Consider the following 25,354-nt stretch of genomic DNA (forward strand, 5'->3'; position numbering starts at 1 on the left):
AGCCTCCAGGAGCCGAGCCTTGTCCCAACCACGCATCGGTGTTTCCGTCGTGACCATGGGGGATCGCCCCCAGCAGGTCGAGGCACTGCTGGCGTCGGTGGCCATGCAGGACGTGCGGCCCGCCCGCGTGGTCGTCGTCGGCAACGGCTCGCCGCTCCCCGACTACAGTTCCTTCCCCGGTCTGACGGACCTCGCCGGCGGCGTGACCCTGCTCGAACTCGACGAGAACCTCGGCTGCCCCGGCGGCCGCAACGAGGCCCTGGACGCACTCGCCGGCTTCGGCGACGTGGACGTGGTGATCGAGCTGGACGACGACGGGCTCCTGGTGGACAAGGACGTGTTCCGCACGGTCCAGGAGCTGTACGCCGACGACCCGCGCCTGGGCATCGTCGGCTTCCGTATCGCCGACGAACACGGCGAGACCCAGCGCCGGCACGTGCCCCGACTCCGCGCCAAGGATCCGATGCGCCGGGGTCTGGTCACGGCTTTTCTCGGCGGCGGCCACGCGTTCTCCATGAAGATGCTCGCCGAGACCGGCCCGTGGCCGGCGGAGTTCTTCTTCACCCACGAGGAGACGGACCTGTCCTGGCGGGCGCTCGACGCGGGCTGGAAGATCCTCTACGAGCCCGGCCTGCTGCTCCAGCACCCCAAGACCTCCCCCGCCCGGCACGCGGTCTACTACCGCATGACCGCCCGTAACCGCGTCTGGCTGGCCCGCCGCAACCTCCCGCTCCCCCTGGTTCCCGCCTACCTCGGCACCTGGATCCTGCTCACCGCCGCCCGCACCCGCTCGGTCCCCGGTCTGCGCGCCTGGGCGGCCGGCTTCGTGGAGGGGATGCGCACCGGGTGCGGCGTACGCAATCCGATGCGCTGGCGCACGGTGTGGCGGATGACGCGCCTGGGCCGCCCGCCCCTCGTCTGAACGTTCCGGGCTGCCCCGCTCAGCCGGCCGCCGTCCACCGGTAGAGCACGTCCGGCTCCTTCTCCTCGTTGCGGCTGCCGTCGTCGTACACCTCGGCGACGAAGCCGTGCCGCTCGTAGAAGGCCCGTGCGGCGGAGTTGCGCTGGAAGGTGTACAGGCTCAGCTCTCCCCGGGAGGCTTCCTTCACCCGCTCCAGCAACCGGGTCCCGATGCCCCGCCGCAGGTGGCCGGGGCGCAGGTAGAGCTGATCGAGCTCGTCCCCGTCCAGTGCCGCGAAGCCCAGCAGTCCTCCCGCCTCTCCTTCGGCCACCCACACCCTGCTGCCGGGCAGGACGACATGGGTGATCCAGGCGAGCGTGTCCTCGTCGCTGTGCACCCGCGCCAGATACGGCAGCGCGGCCGCCCGCGAGGCCAGGAAGACCTGGGTGATCTCCTCCGCGTCCCCGGCGGTCGCCGCCCGCAGCCGTACCGCTGTGTCCCGAGCCATTCTCCGCTCCCCCTCGTCGGTGCACGCACGGATACAGCAGGGGCGTCCGCCGGGACGGCGGGTTCCGCTGGTTGTGCCGGTGCGAGCGTTGCACGATGCTGTCCTCAGGCGCCACCACCCGCACACCCGAGGAGTCCGGACATGGCTTTGACCCGTGCAGAGCGTGAGCAGTTCCTGGCCGAACCGCATGTGGCCGCACTGGCCGTGAACGCGGTGGAGGAGGGGCGCGCCCCGCTCACCGTGCCGATCTGGTACCAGTACACGCCCGGCGGCGACCTGTGGATCATGACGGGCCGCGACTCACGCAAGGGCGTCTCCATCGCGCGGGCCGGCCGCTTCAGCATGATGGTCGAGCGCCTCGCGCCGACCGTCCGCTACGTCTCCGTGGAGGGCCCGGTCGTCTCCACCCTCCCCGCCACCCGCGAGCAGCTGGTGGAGATCTCGTCGCGCTACCTTCCCGCCGAGAAGGTCGACGCCTACGTCGACTTCGCATGGAAGGAGCACGGCGAGCAGGTGGTCATCCACATGCGCCCCCACCACTGGCTCAGCTCCGACCTCGGCGAGGCGTGAGGCGTGCGGACGGGAAAATCACATCCTTCGGGAGCAACAGCTTCGCACCGACGCGGACGGGGCTCAGGAGGGCAGTCGGACGAGGATGAACGGGCAGGCTGTCCGCGCCCCTTCGGACGACCGGTGTGCCCCTGCGCCCGCTGACGCGGCAGCGGCCCCGGCCCTACTGTCGACTGGTGAGCCTATGGACTTCTTTGGAACCCGCGTCGGCCACGGTGGATCCTGGTAGCAGCACGACCGTGCGGCTGCGCTTGCGGAACACCGGCGACGTCGTGGACGAGTACCGCTTCGAGCCCGTAGGCGATGTCGCCCCCTGGACCACCGTGGAGCCGCAGACGGTTCGGCTGTATCCCGGTACGACCGGGACGGTGGAACTGACGATCGCGCCGCCCCGCACGCCCGACGCGACGGCCGGGCCCAATCCGTACGCGGTGCGGATCACGCCGACCGAGCATCCGGAGGCCACCACGGCCCCGGAAGGCGTCCTCACGATCACCCCGTTCACCGAGCTCAAGGCCGAGCTGGTCCCGCCGACGGTCAGGGGGTGTTTCCGGGGCCGGCCGAAGCTGGCCGTGGACAACCTGGGGAACACCAAGGTCACCGCCTCGATCCGGGGGAGCGACACCGGAGACACCCTCTCCTACGACATCCACCCGGGCAGCGTCCAGATCGATCCGGGCCGCGCCGCGTTCGTCAAGGCGACACTGAAGCCCCGTCAGATCACCTGGTTCGGATCCAAGGAGCAACGGCCCTACACACTGGCCGTCCAGAGGTCCGGGGCGCAGTCCGTCGACGTGGACGGCACCTATGTCCAACGGGGATTCCTGCCGGGGTGGCTCGCCACGGCGCTCGGTATCACCCTGGCTCTCGCCATCACGTGCGTCATCATCTGGCTCTCCTACAAGCCTCAGGTGCGCAGCCTCGCCACGGAGAAGGTCAACGACGCAGCCGTCAGCACCCTTCCACCGTCCGCGCCTCCCCTGACCGAGGCGAAACCGACCGTGGCCCCCGAGAAGGCTCCGGAGCCGGAGGCTTCCCCGGAGAAGGAGGACGCCGGCACGGCCCCGACGAAGGAGCCCTCCGACGAGGGGGGCGGCGAGGACCCGGAGCCTGGGGAGCCCGCAGCCCCGGCGCCGGGATCCTTCATCATCGGCAAGTCCGCCGACCTCTGCATCGAAGCCACCGGCCAGGTGAACGGCAAGGCGAGGGACGGCACGCACCTCACGGTCCACTCGTGCACGGAGCAGGGCAACCAGAGGTGGGAGTTCCTCAGCGACCGCACCGTGCGCTCGCTCGGCCTGTGCATGGACGTGGCCTGGGGGTCCAAGGACGACGGCGCCGTGATCCAGCTCGCCCGGTGCAGCGGCAACCCGGCTCAGGAGTTCGTGCTGAGCGGCGAGGGCGCCCTGGTCAATCCGCAGGCGGACAAGTGCGTGGACGCGATGGAGGACGGCCGCACCGAGGGGGCCGAGCTGCGGCTGTACACGTGCTCGGGCAAGCCCGACCAGAAGTGGCGGACCGAGGGCTGACCGTATCGACCGCCTGCGCCGTCCCGTCGGCACGAACGACGGGACGGCGCGGCTCGGTTGCTGTGGCGTCACCAGTTCTTGTACACCACTTCGCCGAGGTCGCAGAAGGTGCAGTCCGGGCTCAGGAAGTCCTGTGTGCGACGGAAATCCTCGTCCGCCAGGTGCCATCGGAGCCATGAGGTGATGATGTGCTGGCCGTTGCGGGTGGCGAGGATGTGGTCGGTGCCGTCGAGGACGTTGAACCACACCGGCACATCGGTGTTGGTGTAGTCGCTCTCCATGTTCGCGGTGGCGAAGTCCTCGTCACCGCCGACGTAGAGGGCCGGGTTGCGCAGGTTGTCGGGGCCGTTGCCGTCGAAGGAGCCGCCGGCCACGTGGATGGTGGTCTCCAGCCGCTGCTCGTCGGCCACGTCGAAGGTACCGATCGATCCACGGGAATGGCCGCCGAAGGCCACCTCGGACAGGTCCAGATGGGTGTGCAGCGGGCTGCTCGGGCTGGTGTTCTGATCCTCCAGCCAGTCGAGGGCGTCGACCATGTAGGCGCCGCTGCTGGACGAGACCTCGCTGTAGACGACGAACCCGTGCGAGGCCCACTGCCGCAGCATGTCCTCGTAATCCGCGGGGTCGGATCCCGCGCCGGGGCCCCAGACGAAGACCGGGTGGTCCACACCGTTCCCGCCGGCGTCGGTCGGCCGGACCAGCCATCCGTCGTTGTCGGGCCCTGCGGATTCGTCGACGGTCACCGCGTACGGCCCGGGCTCGGTGACGTCGTCCACCGGAGGCAGGGACCCGGCCGGAGGGTCGGTCGGGCCTCCGTCGTCCTCGGCTTCGACGAGCACGTCGTCGACGGTCAGCGTCTCCAGCGGGCTGTTGGCGTTCAGCGAGAACCGTAACCTCAGGTCGCCGCCGTCGACCGCGGCCGGCAGGGGGAACGACACCGCGCCCGTGGCTGTGCGCGCCGATTCCAGTGGGGTGAACGAGGCGCCGTCGACCGAGTAGGCCGCGGTGAAGGACTCGCCGAGGTCCAGTCCTGAGACCGTGCGGGTGTAGGACAGCGTCACATCGCCGCGCCCGGTGAGATCGATGGGCGCGGACACCATGGACGGGCCGGAGCCCAGCGACCCGCTCAACCGGGCGCCGTAGGTTCCGGTCCGGACGGAGCCGGAGGCGGTGAAGGTGCCGAGCCCGTCGGAGAAGTCCTCGCTGTAGACCGCGGTGGCGGCGGAGGCGGGGGCTGCCGTCATACCGGTGGCGGCCGCGGCCATGACACCGGCGGCCGCGGCGCCGAGTATCCGCAGGCGTCCTCTGACACGAGACATGGGTGGATCCCTTCTGGCCGCGCCGGCCGGCTGGGCCGGCGCACCCGTGTCGGTCCTGTTTCCGATCACCGAAGTCCGCCTCGGGACCGGCTCATGCCGATTGAAGCGGGCATCGGGAAGAAAGGAATCCGTGAAATCACCGGGCCGGCAGCCGGTCCGGTCGCTCCCGGTGGAGCGCGCTCCGCACACGGGGCGCGCACGCCTTCCGTCCGGTGCGCAACGGCCATGGGCGGCAGGGCCGGGGACGGCTCCCTCACCCGGCCCGGACGTGCGAGAGGAAGGACGACCAGAAATGCCGGATCGAGGACCGATCCGAGCGGCGGCGCCTAAGATCGCGTTCATGTCCGGCCGCATGCAGTCCATGACATCGTTCCCGGTCGTCCCGCGGAGTTCCGCACGGGACGACCGGGAACGAGTGGTTGCCATGCGTGACGACGGCGTCTCCCGCACGGGGTGGACGTCCGACGGTGCGGGAGCTGATGACGCATGAGCACCTGAGGCGATGTCAGTGCCTCGGGTCAGCTGCTCACCGTGCTGGCGCCGAACCCGTACGTCGCTCGGGGCCGGTACGAGCAGGCCGCGGGGAGGCCCCGCCGGGCCGGCTCTCCGCGGACGGCCTCGCGGATGACCAGCGGCCAGGGCCGCACGGCGGCACGGTCCACACCCGCAGCTCCCTCAACCCTCCGAACGGCTCCCTTCTCATCACTCGTTGGAGAACTCTTGTCCCACAGACCTGTACGCAACGCGTGGCTCGGCGGCGCTGCCGTCGTCGCCGCCATATCCGGTGTGCTCGTCGGCTCGCCGACATCCGCCGTGGAGGGGACACCGGCCACAGCGTCCTTCGCCCACACAGCCAAGATCGTCATCGGTGACTCCGAGCGTGCCTGCTCCGGCACTCTTGTCTCGCCCCGGTGGGTTCTCTCGGCCGCCAGCTGTTTCGCGGACCCGGCCGGCGGCGTCACGGCCGGAGCGCCCCGGACTCCGACCACGGTCACGGTCGGACGGACCGACCTGACCCAGACCACGGCCGGGGCCACTCGGGCCGCGGTCGAACTCGTCCCCCACCCCGGCCGGGACCTGGTTCTGGTGAAGCTGGCGACCGGCGTCGCCGGCGTGAAGCCGGTCGCTACGGCCACCACGGCCGTCACGGCCGACGAGAGCGTCACGGTTGCGGGATTCGGCCGCACAAGGACGGCCTGGGTCCCCGACCAGCTCCATACCGGCTCCTTCAACGCAGTCGGTGACAGCTCGGCAGACGTGACCCTGACGGCCGCGGACGACGCCGTCATCTGTCAGGGGGATGCCGGCGGACCGGTCATCCGCACCACGGGCGCGGTCCAGGAACTGGTCGCCGTCACCAGCAGGTCCTGGCAGGGCGGTTGCCTCGGCACGCCGGCCACGGAAACCCGCACGGGAGCGGTCGCGACCCGCGTCGACGACGTACGTGGCTGGATCACGGACACGGCGTCCCCCGTCGCGGGCGACCTGACCGGTGACAACAAGCCGGACCTCGTGGCGATCGACAACGAGGGCAAGCTGCGCCTGTACCCCGGTACCGGCACCGGTGCGCTCGGGACGAGGATCGAGATCGGCACCGGAGGATGGTCCGGCGCCTCGGTGACCCACCGCGGTGACTGGACCGGCGACGGCATGGAGGACCTCGTCGCGATCGTCGGCGGCGAACTGCGGGTCTACCCCAACCTGGGCGACGGGAAGCTCCGGTCGCCGGTCAAGATGGGCAGTCTGCCCACCACCGCCCGGGTGGTCGGCGTCGGCGATGTCGCCCTTGACGGACAGCCCGACCTCCTTGTCACCTACGACAACAAGCTGTGGCGGTACCCAGGCGTCACCGGCCACACTCCCTCCGTCGGCGCACCCGTCCTGATCGGGAACGGCGGCTGGAACGTCATGTCCCTGTCCGCCCCGGGCGACGCCGACAAGGACGGCCGGGTCGACCTGCTCGCCCGCGACACCAACACCGGCATCCTGTACATCTACCTCGGTCAGTCCAACGGAACGTTCAGCGACCGGACCGAGTACGGGCACTCGTACACCCTCACCAACCGGCCCCTGATCGCCGGTGCCTCCGATGCCGACCGTAACGGCATCGCCGACATGTGGACCACCGCGGGCGACGGCACCCTGTGGTTCTACAAGGGTGGATCCGACATCCACGGCCCGATCGACGGCCCGAGCGTCAAGGTCGGAACCGGGGGTTGGGAGTTCATCAAGGCCATCAGCTGACCGACTGCCCGTGCGACTCCATGCGATGCGCGACGGCCAGAAGCGCGACGCCGAGCCGCACACCCACGAGGAGCCTCTGGCGGCAGCCGGAAGGGGCCTCCGACGCAGGTCGGAGGCTCTTCGGTGGCAAAGCCGCAGGTGGCGGCAGACGAGTCGGGCTGTACGCCGGGTTCTGTCGCCCGGTCGCCTCGCGGCGGCCGGGGAGACGGCCATCCATCTAGGACCGGCATTGCTGCCGGTCTCGTGCGGTCTACCCGCGAACTCGGGCGGGCAGCCCTCGGACGTTCGCGCAGGAGCACCGGGGTGCTCCCTCTTGACCTTGCTCCGGGTGGGGTTTACCTAGCCGCCTGAGTCGCCTCAGGCGCTGGTGGTCTCTTACACCACCGTTTCACCCTTACCGGGGACCGAGGTCCCCGGCGGTCTGTTTTCTGTGGCACTGTCCCGCGGGTCACCCCGGGTGGCCGTTAGCCATCACCCTGCCCTGTGGAGCCCGGACGTTCCTCGGGAGGATCCGGGATCCTCACGCGGCCGTCCGCCCGGCTCGTCTGCCGTGGTGACCATGCTACCCGCCGGGGGTGGCGGCGAAGGCCGCGATCCCCGCCTCCCAGGCCGCCGAGAGGTCGGCACCCGGGGGGAAACGGCCGTTGAGTTCCAGGACCACCATCCCGTGGGCGAAGGCCCACGCCGCCCGGGCCCGGTCCTCGTCACCCCCGGCGGCGCGGAACAGCGGGGCTGCGGCGGCGTCCGCCGCTCCCGCCGTGGGCAGGATGCGGCCCATGGTGAGGAGGTAGAGGTGCGGGTGGGCCAGGGCGTAGGTGCGGTACGCGGTGGCGAGTGCGGAGAAGGAGCCCGGGGCCGCCGCCTCGGCGGCGGCCAGGACCCCGGCGGTCTCCCGGAGCATCTCTGCGGCCAGGGCTGCCACCACGGATGACTTGTCCGGGAAGTGCTTGTAGAGGGACGGCGCCTTGACGCCCACCCGGTCGGCCAGCCGTCGCATGGTGAGCGCTCCGGGGCCCTCCGCCTCCAGGAGGGCGCGCGCGGCGACGATGATCTGCTGGGGCCGGCCGGCCGCGGGGGCCGTGGCGAGGTCAGTCACGCAGGAGACCTTCCCTGGTACGGAGTCGGTACGCGTTCCGTAGCCGAGGACGTGATCGTACGAGATACGGACAAGCCGGTCGTCGACGACCTGCACGGTCGGGGCCAGGGGGTACGAACAGCGCCTCGCACGGCTCCGGGTCTGCGGCCGTACCCTTGCCGAGGGCTCCCGAGCGCGCGGAGCCCTGTGCCACGTCAGAAGGAGAACCCCGTGCTCGTGCTGTTGCCGCCCTCCGAAGGTAAGGCCGCCTCGGGGCGCGGAGCACCGCTGAAGCCGGAGTCCCTGTCCCTGCCGGGCCTCGCCGGCGCCCGGGCCGCGATCCTCGACGAGCTGGTCGAGCTGTGCCTGGCGGACGAGGACAAGGCCCGCGAGGTGCTCGGCCTGAGCGAGGGGCTGCGCGGTGAGATCGCGAAGAACGCCGAGCTGCGCACGGCCGGGGCCCGGCCCGCCGGGGAGATCTACACCGGAGTGCTGTACGACGCCCTCGGCCTGGCCACACTGGACGCGGCGGCCAAGCGGCGGGCCGGTACGTCCCTCCTGGTCTTCTCCGGGCTGTGGGGCGCGGTGCGGGTGGGCGACCGGATCCCTTCGTACCGCTGCTCGATGGGGGTGAAGCTGCCGGGGCTCGGTGCGCTGAACGCGTACTGGCGCGCCCCGATGGCATCGGCCATGCCGGAGGTGGCCGGGGACGGACTGGTCCTGGACCTGCGCTCGTCGGCGTACGCCGGTGCGTGGAAGCCGGCGGGTGAGGTCGCGGAGCGGACGGCGAGTGTGCGGGTGCTCCAGTCCCAGAGGGTGAACGGGGTGGAGAAGCGGTCCGTGGTGAGCCACTTCAACAAGGCGACGAAGGGCCGGATGGTCCGCGATCTGCTGCTGGCCGGCGCCCGGCCGAAGGGCCCGGCCGAGCTGATGGAGGCGCTGCGCGACCTCGGTTACGTGGTGGAGGGGCAGGCTCCCGGACGGGCGGGACGGCCGTGGGCACTCGATGTCGTGGTCACCGACATCCACTGAGACGCCTCTGCGTTGCAACATACGCAACGCGCGTTGCGCAGTGTGCGGTTCGCGCGGCAGGATGAGCCCATGACCTCCTCCGCGCCCGCCGCCGTGTCCGCCTCCGTCCTGGACCTCGCCCCCGTCGTCCCCGTCGTCGTACTGGAGGACGCGGCCGACGCGGTGCCGCTGGCCCGTGCGCTCGTCGCGGGCGGACTGCCCGCGATCGAGGTCACGCTGCGGACGGCCGCCGCCCTCGACGCGATCCGGGCGATCGCCGCGGAGGTCCCCGGGGCCGTGGTGGGCGCCGGCACGGTGATCTCCCCGGCGCACGTGACGGAGACCGTCGCGGCCGGAGCGCGCTTCCTGGTGAGCCCGGGCTGGACGGACGCCCTGCTGGACGCGATGAAGGCGTCGGGCGTGCCGTTCCTGCCGGGCGTCTCGACGACGTCCGAGGTGGTCGCGCTGCTGGAGCGCGGAGTGACGGAGATGAAGTTCTTCCCGGCCGAGGCCGCGGGTGGCACCGCCTATCTGAAGGCTCTGGCCTCCCCGCTCCCCCAAGCCCGGTTCTGCCCGACGGGCGGTGTCTCGCTCGCCTCGGCGCCGTCGTACCTCGCCCTGCCCAATGTCGGTTGCGTGGGCGGCAGCTGGATGGTGCCCGGTGACGTGGTGGCGGCGAAGGACTGGGCCCGGGTGGAGCGGCTCGCCGCCGAGGCATCGGCGCTCGGCCGCGGCTGAGCCCTGCGGGCGGCCGGGACAAGGCCCCGGGCCCGCGCGCCGCTAACGCAGGTGCGAGGTGTCGTTGAGGAGCCTCAGCGACGGGTTCCCGTCCGCGTAGTACGCCACCGTCGAGACCGAGGCGGGCGAGAGTTCCATGCGGAACAGCGACTCCGGCGGGGCCCCCAGCGCGAGCCGGACCAGCGTCTTGATCGGGGTGACGTGCGTGACCAGGAGCGCCGTGCGGCCCGCGTGACGGGCGATCAGCCGGTCGCGTGTCTGCGACACCCGTTCCGCCACCTCGGCGAAGCTCTCGCCCCCGCCCGTGGGCGCCGCGTCGGGGGATGCCAGCCAGGCGGTGAGGTCGGAGCTGTAGCGCTCCCGCACCTCGCTGAAGGTGAGCCCCTCCCAGACCCCGAAGTCCGTTTCGCGCAGACCCTCCTCGATGTGGACCCGGAGGCCGAGCCTGGCCGCCACGGCCTCCGCCGTCTCACGGCAGCGACGCAGCGGGGAGCTCACGATCTCCTGGACCGCGCCCCGGGCGGCGAATGCCTCCGCGGCGCGAGCGGCCTGGTGGCGGCCGGCCTCCGAGAGCACCGGGTCGCTGCCGCCGCTGCCGGAGAACCTTTTCTCGGGGGTGAGGGCCGTCTCGCCGTGCCGGAGCAGAATGAAGGTGGCGGGCGCGCCCAGGTCGGGTGCGCTCCCCCAGCCCACCTGCGGGGTCGCCGACGCGGCGGCGGCCACCGGGCGGGCGGCCGCCATCGCGGCGCGGACCTTCGCCGCGCCCGCCGCCGCGTCGCCGGGCGGGCCGGACGGAGGCAGCTGGGGCTCCGGCAGGACCAGCGTGCGCATCGTCTCCATGTCGGCCGTCGAGGACGCCGCGTCCCACTGCTCGCCCCGCCTGCCCGCGTCCATCGCCTCGTTGGCGAGCCGGTCGGCGTGCTTGTTCTGCTCGCGCGGGATCCACTCGTACGTGACCGAGGAAGCGGGCAGGATGCTCGCGGCCTCCGCCGCGAGCGGCTTCATGTCGGGATGCTTGATCTTCCAGCGGCCCGACATCTGCTCGACCACCAGCTTGGAGTCCATCCGGACACGGACCTGTACATCCGTGTCCGGGAAGAGCTCCCTGACCGCCTTGAGCCCGGCGATCAGGCCCTTGTACTCGGCGACGTTGTTCGTCGCGACGCCGATGTACTCGGCCGCCTCGGCGAGCGTCGCCGCGTCGGCCGGGTCGAGGACGACCGCCCCGTAGCCGGCGGGCCCCGGGTTGCCCCGGGAACCGCCGTCGGCCTCGACGACCAGCCTGCGGGGAGCGGACACTACAGGCCCGAGTCCGCGGTGCGCACCAGGATGCGGTGGCAGTTCTCACAGCGCAGCACCGTGTCGGGGGACGCGGCCTTCACGTCGTTGACCTCGGTGATGTTCAGCTCCAGGCGGCAGCCCTCGCAGCGGCGCTGGTGGAGCCGGGCCGCGCCTACGCCGCCCTGCTGGGCGCGCAGCTTGTCGTACAGCTTGAGCAGGTCGGCGGGTACGGCACCGGCGACGACCTCGCGGTCCTTGGTCACGGTGGCGGCCTCGGCCTCGAGCTCCTGGGTGGCGGCGTCCCGGCGGGCGGTGGCGTCGTCCACCTTCGCCTGGACGGCGCGGACACGCTCCGTCAGTTCGGCGACGCGCTCCTGGGCGGACTCGCGGCGCTCCATGATCTCGAGGACGACGTCCTCCAGGTCACCCTGGCGCTTGGCCAGCGAGGTGATCTCGCGCTGCAGGCTCTCCAGGTCCTTCGGCGAGGAGACAGCGCCGGAGTCGAGCCGCTGCTGGTCGCGGACGGCGCGCTGGCGCACCTGGTCGACGTCCTGCTCCGCCTTGGTCTGCTCGCGGGTGGTGTCGCTCTCCTCGGTCTGCGAGGCGACGAGGAGGTCGCGCAGCTGGGCGAGGTCGCTGTGGAGCGCGTCGAGCTCGGCGTGCTCGGGGAGCGACGTCCGCTTGTGGGAGAGCTGCGACAGACGTACGTCGAGTGCCTGGACTTCGAGGAGTCGGATCTGGTCGGCGGGCGCGGCGTTCAGTTGGGGGCTCCAGAAGAGTGGTGGGTGGTCCAGGGGTCGGTGACCTGCTTCGAGACATGGACCCGCAGGTCCCATCCGTGGCGGTCGGAAATCTCGTCGAGCTGCGCGGCGGCCTGCTCGCACCAGGGCCATTCGGTGGCCCAGTGTGCGGCGTCGACGAGGCCGAGCGGCGAGTGCTGGACGGCCTCGGAGGCCGGGTGGTGGCGCAGGTCCGCGGTGAGGAAGGCGTCCACACCGGCGGCCCGTACGGCGTCGAAGAGGCTGTCGCCGGAGCCACCGCTCACCGCGACCCGGCGCACGACGGCGTCCGGGTCGCCGGCCAGCCGGATGCCCTGCGCCGTGGCGGGCAGCCGCGCGGCGGCGCGGGCGGCGAAGTCACGGAGGCTCTCGGGGTGGTCGAGCTCGCAGATCCGGCCGAGTCCGCGGCGGCCGCCGGCGTCGGTGGGGTCCGGCACGAGGGGGCCGGCGACCCTCAGGTCCAGGGCGGCGGCGAGGGCGTCGGAGACCCCGGGGTCGGCGGTGTCGGCGTTGGTGTGCGCGACGTGCAGGGCGATGTCGTGCTTGATGAGCCCGTGCACGACCCTGCCCTTGAAGGTGGAGGCCGCGACCGTCGTCGTACCGCGCAGATAGAGCGGGTGATGGGTGACGATCAGCTGGGCGCCGAGGGAGCGGGCCTCGTCGGCGATCCGCTGGACGGGGTCGACGGCGAAGAGGACCCGGTCGATCTCCGCTGCGGGATCACCGCAGACCGTGCCGACGGCGTCCCATCCTTCGGCCCGCTCGGGCGGCCAGAGGGCGTCGAGCTCGGCGATGACTTCAGACAGACGGGGCACGGGGGAAAGGCTACCTGCCCGGCGTACCCCGCCGCCCCTGGCCGCCGGGGCCCATGCGGGCGGACCGGCGGCCGGGGCGAATCGTTACCCGCGTCGTCGCCCGGGGCGTCTTTCGGCCCGCTACTTGACGAGGTGGCCGCGGAGGTCGTCGAGGACCAGGTTCGCGGAGGTGACTCCGAGACCGAGGTACCAGGTCTCATCGGGTACGTCCTCGGCCTGGCCGGCCTTCACCGCGGCGAGGTTCTTCCACAGCGGATTGGCGCGGGCGGTGTCGCGCTCGGTGGCCTTCGCGTCGCCGTAGACACCGGTGAAGATCCAGTCGGCGTCCGCCTGGTCCATGTTCTCCGAGCTGATCTCCGTGGCGAGGTCGTCGATCCGCTGGTTCTCGGGTCGCGGCAGACCCGCGTCCTGAAGGATCGTGCCGATGAAGGATGCCTTGGCGTACAGGCGGATCTTGTCCGGCATGTAGCGGACCATGGAGACGGTCGGCTTGTCGGGACCGATGTCCGCGCCGAGCTTCTTCGCCTTCGCCTCGTAGGCGGCGAGCTCGGACTTCGCCTTCGTGGTCCTGTCGAGCGCGGCGGCGTTCAGGAGGTAGTTCTCCTTCCAGGTGAAGCCCGGGCGGATGGAGAAGACGGTCGGCGCGATCTTCGAGAGTTCGTCGTACATGTCCGCGGCGCGCAGCTGGCTGCCGAGGATCAGGTCCGGCTTCAGACCGGCGATCGCCTCGAGGTTGAGGCTGTTGATCGTCCCGACGCTCACCGGGTCCCCGGCGGCCTTCTCCAGGTATGACGGGACGGCCTCGTCACCCTCGGAGGGGGCGTAGCCGACGGGCTTCACCCCCAGCGAGACCACGTTGTCGAACTCGCCCACGTCCAGCACGACCACCCGCTCGGGCGCGGCCTCCAGCTCGGTGCTGCCCATGGCGTGGGTGAGCGTACGGGGGAACACGCCGGCTGCGGCGTCGGTCCCGTACTCCGCGGTCTTCTTCGCCGCGTCGGCGAAGTCCTTGCCTCCCGTGGCGACGGCCGCTTTCTTGTCGCTGCCCGCGTCGCCGCCCGCCGGACCGCCCGCGGTGTCGTCGCCGCCGCATGCGGAGAGGGAGAGGGCGGCTGCGACCGCGAGACCGATCGCGGCGGTGCCGCGGCGTCTGAGGGACATGTTCTGCTCCGGTTCGGGACGTACACAGGAAATTCTTAGGGAAGGCTCACCTTATCTCTGCACTTTTCGGCAGCACACTCGCCCCCGCCTCCGCAGGCGAATCAGGACATCGGCACCCTTATGTGTGAAGTGGTGTGGGTGGTGTTGTCCGTGGGGAGTGCGAAACCTAGCTTCGGTTGCCGGAGGTGACCGGACCATGACTGCCTGTGCCATCGAGGACGAGACCACCGGGATCGCGAGGACCGCCACGGCGGCCGGCCCCACGGAGGGGCCGGCGGAGCCCGACGAACCGGCCGAGCCCGTGGAACCGCCCGCCGTGGGCCCGCGGGGCGTCGGCGCGGATGCGGCGCGGGCGGATGCGGCGCGGGCGGATGCGGCGCGGGCGGATGCGGCGCGGGCGGGTGCGGATCATCCGGCCGGGGCGGTGACGCCGGACGGGCAGACCGGTGCGGGGCCGGCCGGAGGCGTCGGGGCGGCAGGGGCACAGGCGCCGGACGGGCAGGTCGGCGCAGGCACGGCCGGAGACGTCGGGGCGGCAGGGGCACAGGCGCCCGAGGCGCTGGCGCCGAGCGGACCTCGCGACGTTTCCGCGTCGGCGGACGGACCGCGCGGCGTGCCCGAGGTGCCGAGGGGGCCTCGCAGCGGGCCCTGGTCGCCGGGCGGACTGCGCGGCGCCGTAGGTGCGCCGGGGGGATTTCGCCTCGTGTCCCGCAAGGCCGGCGTCTCCGTGCCCCCGCGCCCCTCCTCACCGCAGGCCCCGGTCGCGGCACCGCCCGCACCGCTGGTCCCGCCGACGCCGCCGGCCCCCTCCGCGCCCTCGGGAGCATCACCGGCAGCCCCGCCGAAGCCCGCGACCGCCGCCGTCCCGGCAGCCCCGGCGGACAGCGGCGAAAAAACGTCTCTGCCGCCGTCACCTCTCGTCCCGCCCGCGCTCACCCTGGCCGCCGGCCACGCGTACGCGGCGCGGCTCACGCCGGCCGGGGAGGCCGCGGGGCCGGGCTGGTTCCCCGAGCGCTGGACGCTGGACGGGCCCGAGCCGTACGCCGTGCTCCTGCCCCTCGACGAACCGGAGGACGCCGGTTCCGACGTCCTGCCGCTGTCGGACGGCCGCGTCCTGTTCCGGCGTCAGGCAGCGCCAAGCCGCCACTCGTTCTCGCTCCTCTACCCGACCGGGCCCGGCACGGGCGAGATCCCGCTGGGTGCCCTCGACTGCGCGGAGCTCACGCTCCTGCCCCCGTCGCCGGACGGCATGGGCGCCTACGCCCTGCTCCCCGGCGAACGCTCCACCGGGGTCTGGCTGGTGGCGGGCGGCGCGTTCGGCCCCGAGCAGGTCGCCGAGGTCCCGGGGCGCTGTTCGGCGGGCGTCTGGCTGGACCGCGAGGGCCGGCTGCTCGCCGTCGACCGGCAGATGCCGGGCGGCGGCCCGGTGAAGGCGGTCGTCGTGGACCTGGGGCGTGGCGGGGTGGTGAGCCCGCTGCTGCAGATCGCACCGGAGAGCAACGACAGACTGCTGCTGGCCGACGCCGACAGCGGGCTGCTGCTGGTCCGGTCGGACGCGCCCGGCCAGGACCGGCTCGGCTGGGGTGTGCTGGGCAGCTGCCTTCCCGTGCGCTTCCCGGAGTGCCTGCGCAGGCCGGACGAGACAGTGACGCCGTTCGCCGTGCAGCCCGGCCAGATGCTGATGCCGGAGAGCTGCGCGGTGGCCCTGCGGATCGACGGGGCGGCCGGCAGCTGGGTGGGGCTGTGGCGTCCGGCGGGACGCCGGCTGCACCAGGTCGCGGCCCCCGGCGGATGGCTGGCCGGGGCGGGTTTCTGGACCCGGGAGGGGATCCTGCACCTGCCGTACGCACAGGAGGGCGCGCCCTGCGCGGTGGCGCTGATGGAGGCCCCCGCGGACGAGCCCCACACGGCCGTCACCCACGGAACGCACGCGTCCGGGACGACCCCTGCGCGCGGGGTGTGCACGCCCGTCCCGCTGGGGCAGGCACCTCTCACCGGGCGCACGGGACCTGGATAGGGTGGATCCGGGTCACGCGGCTGTTCCGTGCGGATGCCGACGGTGACCGTTTCGGGCGGCGGCGGGGCTGCGACACACACGTAAGCGATTGCAACGGGGAGACTTCCCACATGTCTGAAGCCCGAACCGACACGACCCAGACGCGTCCGCCCCAGGCGGACACGGAACGGGCCGAAGCCGGCGGCTACGGAAAGCACCGAGGAGGCGCATCTGCGGAGAGCGTGACCGCGCAGCCGCACGGCCGCCATCGCCGTCCCTCCGAAGGGGGTGGCAGCGCGGCGGCCTGACACCGCTCCGTACGACCCGAGGGCCGTCGCAGCCATCCGGCTGCGGCGGCCCTTCGTCGGTCCCGGGTCCCAACAGGCCGTGGACCCAGGACATTTGTCCTGCCGGAGTCCGTACACACGCCCCTGCCGCCGGGGGTGCCCCGGCCCGTAGCTTCATCGTCATGACGCAGATGACGGGGATCACGAGAACCGGCCCGGCGGTGGAGCTCACCGCGGCCGTCAAGACATTCGGGAGAGCGGAACGGACCGTCCGGGCCGTCGACGGCATCGATCTCACGGTGGCCCGCGGCGAGAAGGTCGCCCTGCTCGGACGTAACGGCGCGGGCAAGTCCACGGCGATCAGCCTGCTGCTGGGCCTCGATGACCCCGACTCCGGCTCGGTGCGCATCCTCGGCCGGACCCCGGACCGGGCGGTCCGCGCGGGGCTGGCCGGCGCGATGCTCCAGGACGGCCGTCCGATCCCCCGGGTGACGGTGGCCGAGCTGGTCCGCTTCGTCGCGGCCCTCTATCCGCGGCCGCTGCCGGTGGCCGAAGCGCTGGACCTCGCGGGGGTGTCGGAGTACGCGGACCGGCGCATCGACAAGCTGTCCGGCGGGCAGATCCAGCGGGTCCGCTTCGCCGTGGCGGTGGCCGGGAATCCCGAACTGGTCGTGCTGGACGAGCCGACCGCCGCCCTGGACGTGGAGGCGCGGCGCGCGTTCTGGGTCTCGATCCGGTCCTTCGCGGAGCGCGGCACCACCGTCCTCTTCTCCACGCACCACCTGGAGGAGGCGGACACGAACGCAGACCGGATCGTGGTCCTGCACGGCGGCCGGATCGTCGCGGACGGCAGCGGCGAGACGATCAAGCGCTCGGCGGGCAGCAGCCTGGTCTCCGTCGACCTGGCGGGCCGCCCGCCCGCGGGGCTGGACACACTCCCCGGTGTCATCGGCGTCGAGGTGCGCCAGGACCGGGCCCTACTGCGTACGGACGACTCGGACGCGACCGTCGTCGAGCTGGCACGGATCGGCGCGGTGCGCGGTCTCCAGGTCGAACGGGCCACCCTGGAGGACGCGTTCCTCTCCCTGACCGCACCGGGCTCCCCGGATGCGGCCGACTTCGAGAAGGAGGCCGTGTGATGTACGCCTACATCGCTCTGGAGATCCGCCGGACCCTGCGCGACCCCACGTTCCTGATCTTCGGGACGGGCATGCCGGTGATGATGTATCTGCTCTTCACCAACATCGGCGGGGCCGGCACCTACGACGACTGGAAGGCGTCGTCGATGGTCGGCATGGCCGCCTACGGGGCGCTCGGCTCCGCGATGGCGATTGGTACGGGCATCGCGTCGGACAAGTCGCTCGGCTGGCTGCGGCAGTTGAGGATCACACCGCTGGACCCGGGGCGCGCGGTCGCGGGCCGTGCGACCAGCGGGTCGGTGACGGTCCTGCCGACGATCGTGACGATCCTGCTGGCCGGGGCGCTGGTCAACGGGGTGCGGCTGGCCCTCTGGCAGTGGACCGCCCTGGTGCTGCTGCTGTGGATCGGCGCGCTGCCCTTCACCCTGCTGGGCATCGGCAACGGCTACCGGCTCACGCCGCAGGGCACCGGTGTGGTGAACGTGGCCTGTCTGATGGCCTTCGCGATCGTCGGCGGGCTGTGGTTCCCGCTCGCCACGTTCCCCGGATGGCTGCGTACGGTCGGGGAGTTCACCCCCGCGCACGGGTTCGCGGACCTGGGCTGGGCGGTGATCGCCGGGCGCGCGCCGGAGATCGGATCCGTGACCGTACTGACCGCGTGGCTGCTGCTGTTCGGCGGCTACGCCGTGGTGTCCTACCGCCGGTCGGCGAGGACCGTGTGAGTGAAGTGACAGCGCCGGAGAAGACGACCGTGCCCGAGGGGACGAAGGAGAAGGCGGAGCCGAGGAGGAGCCGGCGGCGGTTCCGGCCGGGCCCTCCCGGTCCGTACGCCCTGCTGCCCACGCTGCTGATGGGGCTCGGCGCGTTCTCCAACCTCTGGCAGGGCGAGACGTCGAACCCCTGGGTGGGCGGGATCGGGCTGCTGGCCTTCAACTCCCTCTACGTCTCGGTGATGTTCCGGGGGTTCGACCGGCGGAGGCGGGAGAGCGTCACGTCCTACGTGCTGCTGGCCGCGATGGGATGCATCACCTTCGGTCTCGCGATCGCGTACGGCGGCAACTGGCTGCTGTTCTTCCCGCTGTTCTCGCTGGCCTGCGGGACGATCCTGCGCGGACGGCGGCTGGGCGTCGGCCTGATCGTCCTGGCGGGGTGCGCGTGCGCCATCGCCGTGTGGCGCGGTGACCATGTGTCGGAGCCCTGGACGATCGGCTACGGCACCTTCATCTCCGGCGGTGTGACCGCCGCGATCCTCACCCTCTCCGAGACGGTGATGGAGCTGCGCGCCACCCGGCAGGAGCTGGCCCGCAGCGCCGTCGAGCAGGAGCGGCTGCGCTTCTCGCGTGATCTGCACGATCTGCTGGGCCACACCCTGTCGGTGGTCGTCGTGAAGTCCGAGGCGGCGCGCAGGCTCGCCCCGCGCGACATCGACGCCGCGCTCGCGCAGGTCGCCGACATCGAGTCCGTCGGCCGTCAGGCGCTCACGGAGATCCGTGAGGCGGTGACGGGCTACCGCCAGGGGAGCCTGACCACCGAGCTGGAGCGGGCCGCCCCGGTGCTGGCCGCGGCCGGTATCGAGCAGGCCGTCCACCGCTCGGGTCCGGCGCCGGGCCCGCAGACCGATGCCCTGCTGGGCTGGGTCGCCAGAGAGGCGGTCACCAACGCCGTACGCCACAGCGGCGCGACCCGCTGCGAGTTCGCCCTCGACTCCACGCCCGAGCGCGTCCGGCTGACCGTGACCGACGACGGGGCGGGCGCCGGTGCGGAACGCCCGGCCGCCACGACCGGCGGTACGGGACTGAAGGGTCTCGCCGAGCGGCTGGCGGCGGCGGGCGGCTCCCTGGAGTCGGGCCCCGGGCCGGACGGCGGCTTCGTCGTGACCGCGGTGCTGCCGGCCGATGAGCGGAGCGGCGCCGAGAAGGGTGACTGCGGCTAGTGCCGCGTCAGTCAGGGTTTGCCCGTCAAGGAGCGGCGTCAGGTGCGTGCTATCGGCGTGCCGGCCGGAAGCCCTTGTACTGGATGTACTCGGGCTTTCGGCCGGTGCGGCGAGAGTGCGTGCCGGGCGTCGCGACGGGGCGAACCTTGGCTGATGCGGCACTAGCGCCCCTCGTGCGGTGCCGGTGCCCATTCAGTCGACCGACGCCAGAACTGCCGGGGCGGTAGCTGCGTCCTGAGTAGGGGTAATGGCGTCAGCAAAGCATGGGTTACGAGAGTCTCACGATCTCCGGCCCGGGCGCTGAGGTCTACGCTCGAAGGGGGCAGCGTGGAGGAGTTGCAGGCCGGGGACCCGACCGTGGCCGGGCCGTACCAGTTACTGAAGCGGCTGGGTGGGGGCGGGATGGGGCAGGTGTTTCTGGGCCGTTCCCGTGGCGGTCGCCTGGTGGCGGTGAAGCTGGTACGGCCTGAGCTGGCAGTGGACGCCGGGTTCCGACAGCGTTTCGCGCGCGAAGTAGCGGCCGCACAGCGGGTCGGCGGCTTCTACACCGCACACGTCGTAGGCGCCGATCCTGAGGCTGATCCGCCGTGGCTGGCCACCGCCTACATTCCCGGCCCCTCGTTGCACCAGGCCATCGGGCGATACGGTCCGCTGCCGGAGCACGCGTTGGGGCTGCTGACTGCCGGGCTTGCGGAAGGGCTGGCCGCCGTACATGACTGCGAGATGGTGCACCGTGACCTCAAGCCGGGAAACGTCCTGCTGGCAGCGGACGGCCCCCGGCTGATTGATTTCGGCATCGCTCGGGCAGTCGAGGACACGCACCTCACCAGCGCAGGAATGGCCATCGGGACGCCCGGTTTCATGGCTCCGGAACACCTTCTGGGAAATCGTACCGGGCCGGCGTCGGACGTGTTCTCCCTCGGCGTCGTGATCGCCTATGCGGCGACCGGCCGCCCGCCTTTCGGAGCCGGCATCCCGCACACGGTGAACTACCGGGTGGTGCACGAGCGTCCGGACCTGTCTGGGCTGCCCCAGTCCCTCTCCTCGCTGGTCGCGGACTGCCTGGCCAAGGACGCCTCGCAACGTCCGACCGTGGAACAGATCCTCGACCGGGTGGCCATCCCGGACGGGACGGGGGACTCATGGCTACCGCCCGCCCTCACCACAATGATTGCCGAACGGGACGTCACCCCTCCCACACACGACGACACGGTGTCCCCCGGGACCGAGCCGGAGGCCGACGAGGAGGACGCGGCCGACCGGGGGCGTCCGAATGACCGGGAGCGTGACCGGGAACTGCACCGCCATGTCGACGCGCTGCTCCGCCTGGCGAATCTTGAGGCGGACGCAGGGAATCTGGATGAGGGACGCACATTTTTCCAGCAGGTCATCGACGCCGACGGCACCCCTGAGCAGACGGCCGACGCGCGCAAGGGCCTGGGCTGGTTCGAGACGCAGGCCGGGAATCTGGACGAGGGACGCAAGCTGTACCAGCAAGTCGTCGAGACCGGTCCTCCCTGGCACAGGGGCTGGGCGCTCAACTGCTGGGGCCTGCTGGAGAAGGACGCCGGAAACGTGGAGGACGCCCGCGGCTTCTTCAGGCAGGCGATCGACATCGGCGGATGGGGCACGGTCATGGCAGCGTCGTGGAATCTGGCCGTGCTCGAGGTAGGGGCCGAGGATCTGGAGGAAGCCCGCAGGCTGCTCCGGCAGAGCACCGAGGCCGACGGTCCATCCGATCAGAGGGCCGACGTACTCATGTACTGGGCCGACCTGGAGCGTGACGCCGGGAACCACGAACGCGCCCGCCAGCTCTATCAGCGAGTCCTCGACCTCAAGCAGCCACCCGCTGGGAGCATCACGTGAGTCGGCCGACGGGTTGGCCGATCGCGAATGCCACAGCTCGGCCGCGGCAGGCCACATGCCGGGCGGGGACCGGCCACTGCGGCCGGGCCGGGAGGGGGAGCGGGCCGCGGCTGGGGCGTCCCACCGGGCGAGGTGCTCGCGTCGGGCCCTCGCCGGCGTCCCGGCGCCCTACTCTGAGCCCGTGAACGAGATGCCGCAGGACCACCGGCCCACGGGTTCGGTACGCATCCTGCTCGCCGAGGACCAGGGCATGATGCGCAGCGCGCTGGCCCTGTTGCTGGGGATGGAGCCGGACTTCGAGGTCGTCGCCCAGGTGGCCACCGGCGACAGGATCGTGGACGAGGCGCTCCTGGCCCGCCCGGACGTGGCACTGCTGGACATCGAGCTCCCGGGCCGGAGCGGCCTGGACGCGGCCGCCGACCTCCGTGCGGAAGTGCCCGACTGCCGGGTGCTGATCCTGACGACCTTCGGCAGGCCGGGCTATCTGCGGCGCGCCATGGAGGCGGGGGCGTCGGGCTTCCTGGTGAAGGACGGCCCGGTCGGGGATCTGGCGAAGGCGATCAGGCAGGTGCTGGGCGGCGAGACCGTGATCGATCCGGCGCTGGCCGCCGCCGCCCTGGGCGCGGGGCCGAGTCCGCTGACCCCGCGGGAGCGGGACGCGCTCAACGCGTCCGCGGACGGGGCGACGGTCGCGGACATCGCGGCGAAGCTCAGCCTGTCGGAGTCCACGGTCCGGAACTACCTGTCCTCGGCCATCGGCAAGACGAACACCCGCAACCGCATGGAGGCGATGCGCGCGGCCCGCCAGGAGGGCTGGCTCTGACGCCCGCGCCCCACCCCGCACCCGGGGCCTCACACCTCCGGGGCGTGCAGCGCCGGGGTGGCTTCCCTCCCGCGGCGGGCGCCGGCCCGCGTGTCCGGCCGGCCGCCGGAGCGGTTCTCCCCGCGCCCGGGCAGCCAGAGCAGCATCATCACCGCTCCCGCCACCAGCACCCCTGCGGACGTGCGGAAGGCCAGCGCGTATCCGGCCGTGATCTCCGCCGCGCCCGTCGAGCCCCCGGTGCGGGCCGCCGCGACCGTGGAGAGCACGGCGAGGCCCAGCGCCCCGCCCATCGTGCGGGAGGTGTTGACCAGGCCGGAGACGAGTCCGGCGTCGCCGGGTGCCGCGCCGGAGGTGGCGAGGGCGGCCAGCGGGGTGGAGGCCAGTCCGGACCCGGCCATCATCAGGACCCCGGGGAGACAGACCGCGGTGAGGTAGGAGCCGTGCACCCCCATGGCGGACTGCCAGCCGAAGCCGACGGCGGCGATCAGCACGCCGGCCACGGCCAGGGGCTTGGCACCGGTCCGCGCCATGAGCGCGGGGGCGGCCTTCGCACCGGCGAAGACGGCGGCGGAGCTCGGTACGAGCGCGAGACCGGCCTCCAGCGGCGTGTAGCCGAGGACGTTCTGGGCGTAGACGGTCATGAAGTACCACATGCCGAAGGTCGCCGAACCCAGCAGCAGCATCGATACGTTGGCCGCCGAGACGGCGCGCACCCCGAGGACCCGCAGCGGCATCAGGGGCGCGGCCGTCCTCGCCTCCACCAGGACGAACACGCCGAGCAGGACCAGGCCGCCCAGCAGCGGCACCAGGGTCGCGGCAGCGGTCCAGCCGGCGGCCTCGGTCTGCACGATGCCGTACGCCGTCGTCGCCAGGCCCGCCGTGACGAGTACGGCGCCCAGCAGGTCCACGCGGCGCCGGTCGCCCGCCCGGCCCTCGGCCAGCCGCACGGCCGCGCCGGCGAGGACCAGGACGCCGACCGGCACGTTGATGAGCAGGACCCACCGCCAGGACAGGAGGTCGGTGAGCACCCCGCCGATCAGCCCGCCGGCCGCTCCGCCGCCCGCGCCGACCGCCATCCAGGTGCCGATCGCCCTGGTCCGCGCGGGGCCTTCGGGGACGGCGGCGGTGAGGATGGTGAGCGTCGCCGGGGCCAGCACGGCGGCGCCGAGCCCCTGCCCGGCACGGGCGGCGAGGAGCTGCCAGCCCTCCTGCGCGAACCCTCCGGCCAGTGAGGCCGCGGTGAAGAGGCCGAGCCCCGTCAGGAACATTCGCTTGCGGCCGTAGATGTCGGCGGCCCGCCCGCCGAGCAGCATGAATCCGGCGAAGGCGATGGAGTAGGCGTTCACGACCCATTGCAGTCCGGATGCGCTCAGTCCCAGGTCCGCGCGCATGGACGGCAGCGCCACATTGACGACGGACACATCGAGGACGACCAGGAACTGGCCGGTGCAGGCGGCCGCGACCACGGCCCACGTCCGGGTTCTCGGCCGGGCAGGACACGGCGTGGGCGGGGAGACGTCAACCATGCGTGTCATACTCGCAGGCCACCCGTGCCCCGTACATCGGTTTCGGGCCCCCGGTCGGTCTCCTCGGGCCTCCGCCCTCTGGCGTAGGAACCTCACCGACTGCCGTCTTTTTACGCCGCGTTCACCGGAATATCGCGGGCGTACGGAAGCGTTCAACATGCACACACTTGGCGGTCGGCGCTGCCTGTCGGCGCGCTCCCGCATGCTCGACCCTGTTCACTTCCCGCATTTCCCCTACCCGGAGGCCACCCGTATGCAACGGACGACGAACGAACAGCAGGGCCCTCACGCCGCGCTCCCCGACCCGCACAGGGGCAAGGGCGGCGGAGTCGTGCCCGTGCTCGCGTTCGCGGGGATCACCGTCGCGGTGATGCAGACCCTGCTCGTCCCCGTCATCAAGGACCTGCCGTCCCTGCTCGGCACCGACCCGGCGAACGCGACCTGGGTGATGACGGCCACCCTGCTCGCCGGTGCCGTCGCGACGCCGATCATGGGGCGGCTCGGTGATCTCCACGGCAAGCGGCGGATGCTGCTGGCCAGCCTCGCCGTGATGGTCGTCGGCTCGCTGATCTGTGCGTCCACCGACAACCTCGTGGTCATGATCGTCGGCCGGGCGCTCCAGGGCTTCGCCATGGGTGCCATTCCGCTGGGGATCGGCATCATGCGCGATGTGCTGCCGGCCGAGAAGCTCGGTTCGGCGATGGCTCTGATGAGCTCTTCCATAGGCGTGGGCGGCGGACTCGCCCTGCCCGCCGCCGCGGTCGTCGCCCAGCACGCCGACTGGCACGCGCTCTTCCTCGCTTCGGCCGCGCTGGGCGTGCTCTCCATGGCCCTGACGGCCCTCGTCGTGCCGGAGCCCCCGCTGCGGGCGCCGGGACGCTTCGATCTCGTCGGCGCGCTGGGGCTCTCCCTCGGCCTGGTCTGTCTGCTGCTGCCGGTCACCAAGGGCGGCGACTGGGGCTGGACCTCTCCGCTGACGCTCGGTCTGCTCGGCGCGTCCCTGCTGATCCTGGTGCTGTGGGGGGTGTTCGAGCTGCGCTCTCCGGCGCCGCTGGTCGATCTGCGGACCAGCGCCCGCCGTGAGGTGCTGCTCACCAACCTCGTGTCCATCATGGTCGGTGTGGCCTTCTACGCCGTCTCGCTGGTCCTGCCGCAGCTGCTCCAGCTGCCCGCGTCGACGGGTTACGGACTGGGCCAATCCATGGTGGTGGCCGGGCTCTGCGTGGCACCGCTGGGGCTGACCATGATGTTCGTCGCCCCGCTGTACGCCCGGCTCTCCGCCCGCCGCGGCCCCAAGACCACGCTGATCCTGGGGATGGTCGTCATCGCCGTCGGTTACGGCGCGGGGCTGGGCCTGATGAGCGCCGCCTGGCAGACCGTGGTCATCGCGGTGGTGCTCGGGGCGGGCATCGGACTCGCGTACTCGTCGCTGCCCGCCCTGATCATCGGGGCGGTCGACGCGTCCGAGACCGGCGCCGCCAACGGTCTGAACACGTTGATGCGCTCGATCGGCACCTCGCTGTCGAGTGCGGTGATCGGCATGGTGCTGGCGAACACCTCGGTGAGGTCGGGACCGGTGGACGTCCCCACCATGGAGGGCTTCCGGACCTCGTTCATGATCGCCACCGGGGCGGTGCTGATCGGCCTCGTGCTGGCGGCTTTCCTGCCGGCGCAGCGCAAGGCCCACCCGGTGCTGCTGGCCAGCAGCGCGGGCGACGCGCTCGCCGCGACGGACCCGGCTCGGACGGCCGCCACGGCGCCCGCGCGGCGCTGACCCACTCGTCTCCGTACGGCCCCGCCGATCCGTGCCGCGGGGGCGTACGGCACGATGGGACGCCGTCCGATCCACCGTC

General features: G+C 72.2%; 21 protein-coding genes and 1 other RNA gene. 13 read left to right on the forward strand and 9 right to left on the reverse strand.

Annotated features, from left to right (window positions below; all coding sequences use genetic code 11):
• Nucleotides 1-19 precede the first annotated feature (19 nt).
• Complete coding sequence (locus tag ACFYSH_RS23215; protein ID WP_359474498.1) at nt 20-922, forward strand: glycosyltransferase; 903 nt, start codon at nt 20-22, stop codon at nt 920-922.
• A 19-nt stretch (nt 923-941) separates the two neighbouring features.
• On the opposite strand, the gene ACFYSH_RS23220 is transcribed toward ACFYSH_RS23215, so the two are convergent.
• On the reverse strand, nt 942-1,409 hold the full coding sequence (locus ACFYSH_RS23220; RefSeq protein WP_359474495.1) for a GNAT family N-acetyltransferase: 468 nt from the start codon (nt 1,407-1,409) through the stop codon (nt 942-944).
• Between the two features lie 141 nt (nt 1,410-1,550).
• Between ACFYSH_RS23220 and ACFYSH_RS23225 the strand changes: the two genes are divergently transcribed.
• Entirely contained in the window at nt 1,551-1,979 is a 429-nt protein-coding gene (locus ACFYSH_RS23225) for a pyridoxamine 5'-phosphate oxidase family protein (protein WP_359474492.1), read from the forward strand.
• A gap of 176 nt (nt 1,980-2,155) precedes the next feature.
• Nucleotides 2,156-3,508 (forward strand): ricin-type beta-trefoil lectin domain protein, encoded by a 1,353-nt coding sequence (locus ACFYSH_RS23230; RefSeq protein WP_359474489.1) that lies wholly within the window; start codon nt 2,156-2,158, stop codon nt 3,506-3,508.
• Nucleotides 3,509-3,576: 68 nt separating this feature from the next.
• On the opposite strand, the gene ACFYSH_RS23235 is transcribed toward ACFYSH_RS23230, so the two are convergent.
• Nucleotides 3,577-4,827: a hypothetical protein gene (locus ACFYSH_RS23235; RefSeq protein ID WP_388754878.1), complete on the reverse strand. Its 1,251-nt coding sequence runs from the start codon at nt 4,825-4,827 to the stop codon at nt 3,577-3,579.
• Between the two features lie 720 nt (nt 4,828-5,547).
• Here ACFYSH_RS23235 and ACFYSH_RS23240 point away from each other — a divergent pair.
• Nucleotides 5,548-7,071 (forward strand): FG-GAP-like repeat-containing protein, encoded by a 1,524-nt coding sequence (locus ACFYSH_RS23240; protein ID WP_388754880.1) that lies wholly within the window; start codon nt 5,548-5,550, stop codon nt 7,069-7,071.
• Between the two features lie 145 nt (nt 7,072-7,216).
• Here ACFYSH_RS23240 and rnpB read toward each other — a convergent pair.
• Nucleotides 7,217-7,615: RNase P RNA component class A (gene rnpB / locus ACFYSH_RS23245), an RNA gene on the reverse strand.
• Between the two features lie 18 nt (nt 7,616-7,633).
• A complete protein-coding gene (locus ACFYSH_RS23250) occupies nt 7,634-8,167 on the reverse strand; it encodes a TetR/AcrR family transcriptional regulator (protein WP_359474477.1) in 534 nt (177 codons plus the stop codon).
• A gap of 210 nt (nt 8,168-8,377) precedes the next feature.
• Here ACFYSH_RS23250 and yaaA point away from each other — a divergent pair, with 210 nt between their 5' ends.
• Together yaaA and eda are read left to right on the forward strand one after the other, a co-directional pair.
• A complete protein-coding gene (yaaA, locus tag ACFYSH_RS23255; RefSeq protein ID WP_359474474.1) occupies nt 8,378-9,178 on the forward strand; it encodes a peroxide stress protein YaaA in 801 nt (266 codons plus the stop codon).
• Nucleotides 9,179-9,247: 69 nt separating this feature from the next.
• Nucleotides 9,248-9,895, forward strand: a complete 648-nt coding sequence (gene eda, locus ACFYSH_RS23260; RefSeq protein ID WP_359474471.1) for a bifunctional 4-hydroxy-2-oxoglutarate aldolase/2-dehydro-3-deoxy-phosphogluconate aldolase — start codon at nt 9,248-9,250, stop codon at nt 9,893-9,895.
• 42 nt (nt 9,896-9,937) lie between these two features.
• On the opposite strand, the gene ACFYSH_RS23265 is transcribed toward eda, so the two are convergent.
• From ACFYSH_RS23265 to ACFYSH_RS23280, 4 genes are all read right to left on the reverse strand, one after another.
• The gene (locus tag ACFYSH_RS23265; protein WP_388754884.1) at nt 9,938-11,194 is read right to left on the reverse strand and encodes a bifunctional RNase H/acid phosphatase; all 1,257 of its coding nucleotides are present in this window, start codon (nt 11,192-11,194) and stop codon (nt 9,938-9,940) included.
• Complete coding sequence (locus ACFYSH_RS23270) at nt 11,194-11,937, reverse strand: C4-type zinc ribbon domain-containing protein (protein ID WP_359474669.1); 744 nt, start codon at nt 11,935-11,937, stop codon at nt 11,194-11,196. The genes ACFYSH_RS23265 and ACFYSH_RS23270 overlap by 1 nt, the downstream gene beginning before the upstream one ends.
• On the reverse strand, nt 11,934-12,770 hold the full coding sequence (locus ACFYSH_RS23275) for a Nif3-like dinuclear metal center hexameric protein (RefSeq protein WP_359474464.1): 837 nt from the start codon (nt 12,768-12,770) through the stop codon (nt 11,934-11,936). Before ACFYSH_RS23275 ends, ACFYSH_RS23270 begins: the two co-directional genes overlap by 4 nt.
• Nucleotides 12,771-12,890: 120 nt before the next feature.
• A complete protein-coding gene (locus ACFYSH_RS23280; RefSeq protein WP_388754888.1) occupies nt 12,891-13,931 on the reverse strand; it encodes an ABC transporter substrate-binding protein in 1,041 nt (346 codons plus the stop codon).
• 196 nt (nt 13,932-14,127) lie between these two features.
• Between ACFYSH_RS23280 and ACFYSH_RS23285 the strand changes: the two genes are divergently transcribed.
• The 6 genes from ACFYSH_RS23285 to ACFYSH_RS23310 all read left to right on the forward strand — a co-directional run bounded on the left by ACFYSH_RS23285 (nt 14,128) and on the right by ACFYSH_RS23310 (nt 21,975).
• Complete coding sequence (locus ACFYSH_RS23285) at nt 14,128-15,948, forward strand: hypothetical protein (RefSeq protein ID WP_388754891.1); 1,821 nt, start codon at nt 14,128-14,130, stop codon at nt 15,946-15,948.
• A 448-nt stretch (nt 15,949-16,396) separates the two neighbouring features.
• Nucleotides 16,397-17,353 (forward strand): ABC transporter ATP-binding protein, encoded by a 957-nt coding sequence (locus ACFYSH_RS23290; RefSeq protein WP_359474455.1) that lies wholly within the window; start codon nt 16,397-16,399, stop codon nt 17,351-17,353.
• Nucleotides 17,353-18,075, forward strand: coding sequence for an ABC transporter permease (locus ACFYSH_RS23295; protein WP_359474452.1), 723 nt, complete (start codon nt 17,353-17,355; stop codon nt 18,073-18,075). The genes ACFYSH_RS23290 and ACFYSH_RS23295 overlap by 1 nt, the downstream gene beginning before the upstream one ends.
• Before the next feature lie 29 nt (nt 18,076-18,104).
• Entirely contained in the window at nt 18,105-19,286 is a 1,182-nt protein-coding gene (locus ACFYSH_RS23300) for a sensor histidine kinase (protein ID WP_359474666.1), read from the forward strand.
• A gap of 327 nt (nt 19,287-19,613) precedes the next feature.
• Nucleotides 19,614-21,152: a protein kinase gene (locus ACFYSH_RS23305; RefSeq protein ID WP_388754896.1), complete on the forward strand. Its 1,539-nt coding sequence runs from the start codon at nt 19,614-19,616 to the stop codon at nt 21,150-21,152.
• Nucleotides 21,153-21,342: 190 nt separating this feature from the next.
• Nucleotides 21,343-21,975, forward strand: coding sequence for a response regulator transcription factor (locus ACFYSH_RS23310; protein ID WP_359471313.1), 633 nt, complete (start codon nt 21,343-21,345; stop codon nt 21,973-21,975).
• Nucleotides 21,976-22,004: 29 nt separating this feature from the next.
• Here the strand turns inward: ACFYSH_RS23310 and ACFYSH_RS23315 are convergent, their stop codons facing one another.
• On the reverse strand, nt 22,005-23,501 hold the full coding sequence (locus tag ACFYSH_RS23315) for an MFS transporter (protein ID WP_359471295.1): 1,497 nt from the start codon (nt 23,499-23,501) through the stop codon (nt 22,005-22,007).
• A gap of 253 nt (nt 23,502-23,754) precedes the next feature.
• Between ACFYSH_RS23315 and ACFYSH_RS23320 the strand changes: the two genes are divergently transcribed.
• Nucleotides 23,755-25,275 (forward strand): MFS transporter, encoded by a 1,521-nt coding sequence (locus tag ACFYSH_RS23320; RefSeq protein WP_359471293.1) that lies wholly within the window; start codon nt 23,755-23,757, stop codon nt 25,273-25,275.
• Nucleotides 25,276-25,354: the final 79 nt, after the last annotated feature.

Origin of the sequence: Streptomyces sp. NPDC005791 (genome assembly GCF_042871485.1) — a bacterium.
Classification (GTDB): domain Bacteria; phylum Actinomycetota; class Actinomycetes; order Streptomycetales; family Streptomycetaceae; genus Streptomyces.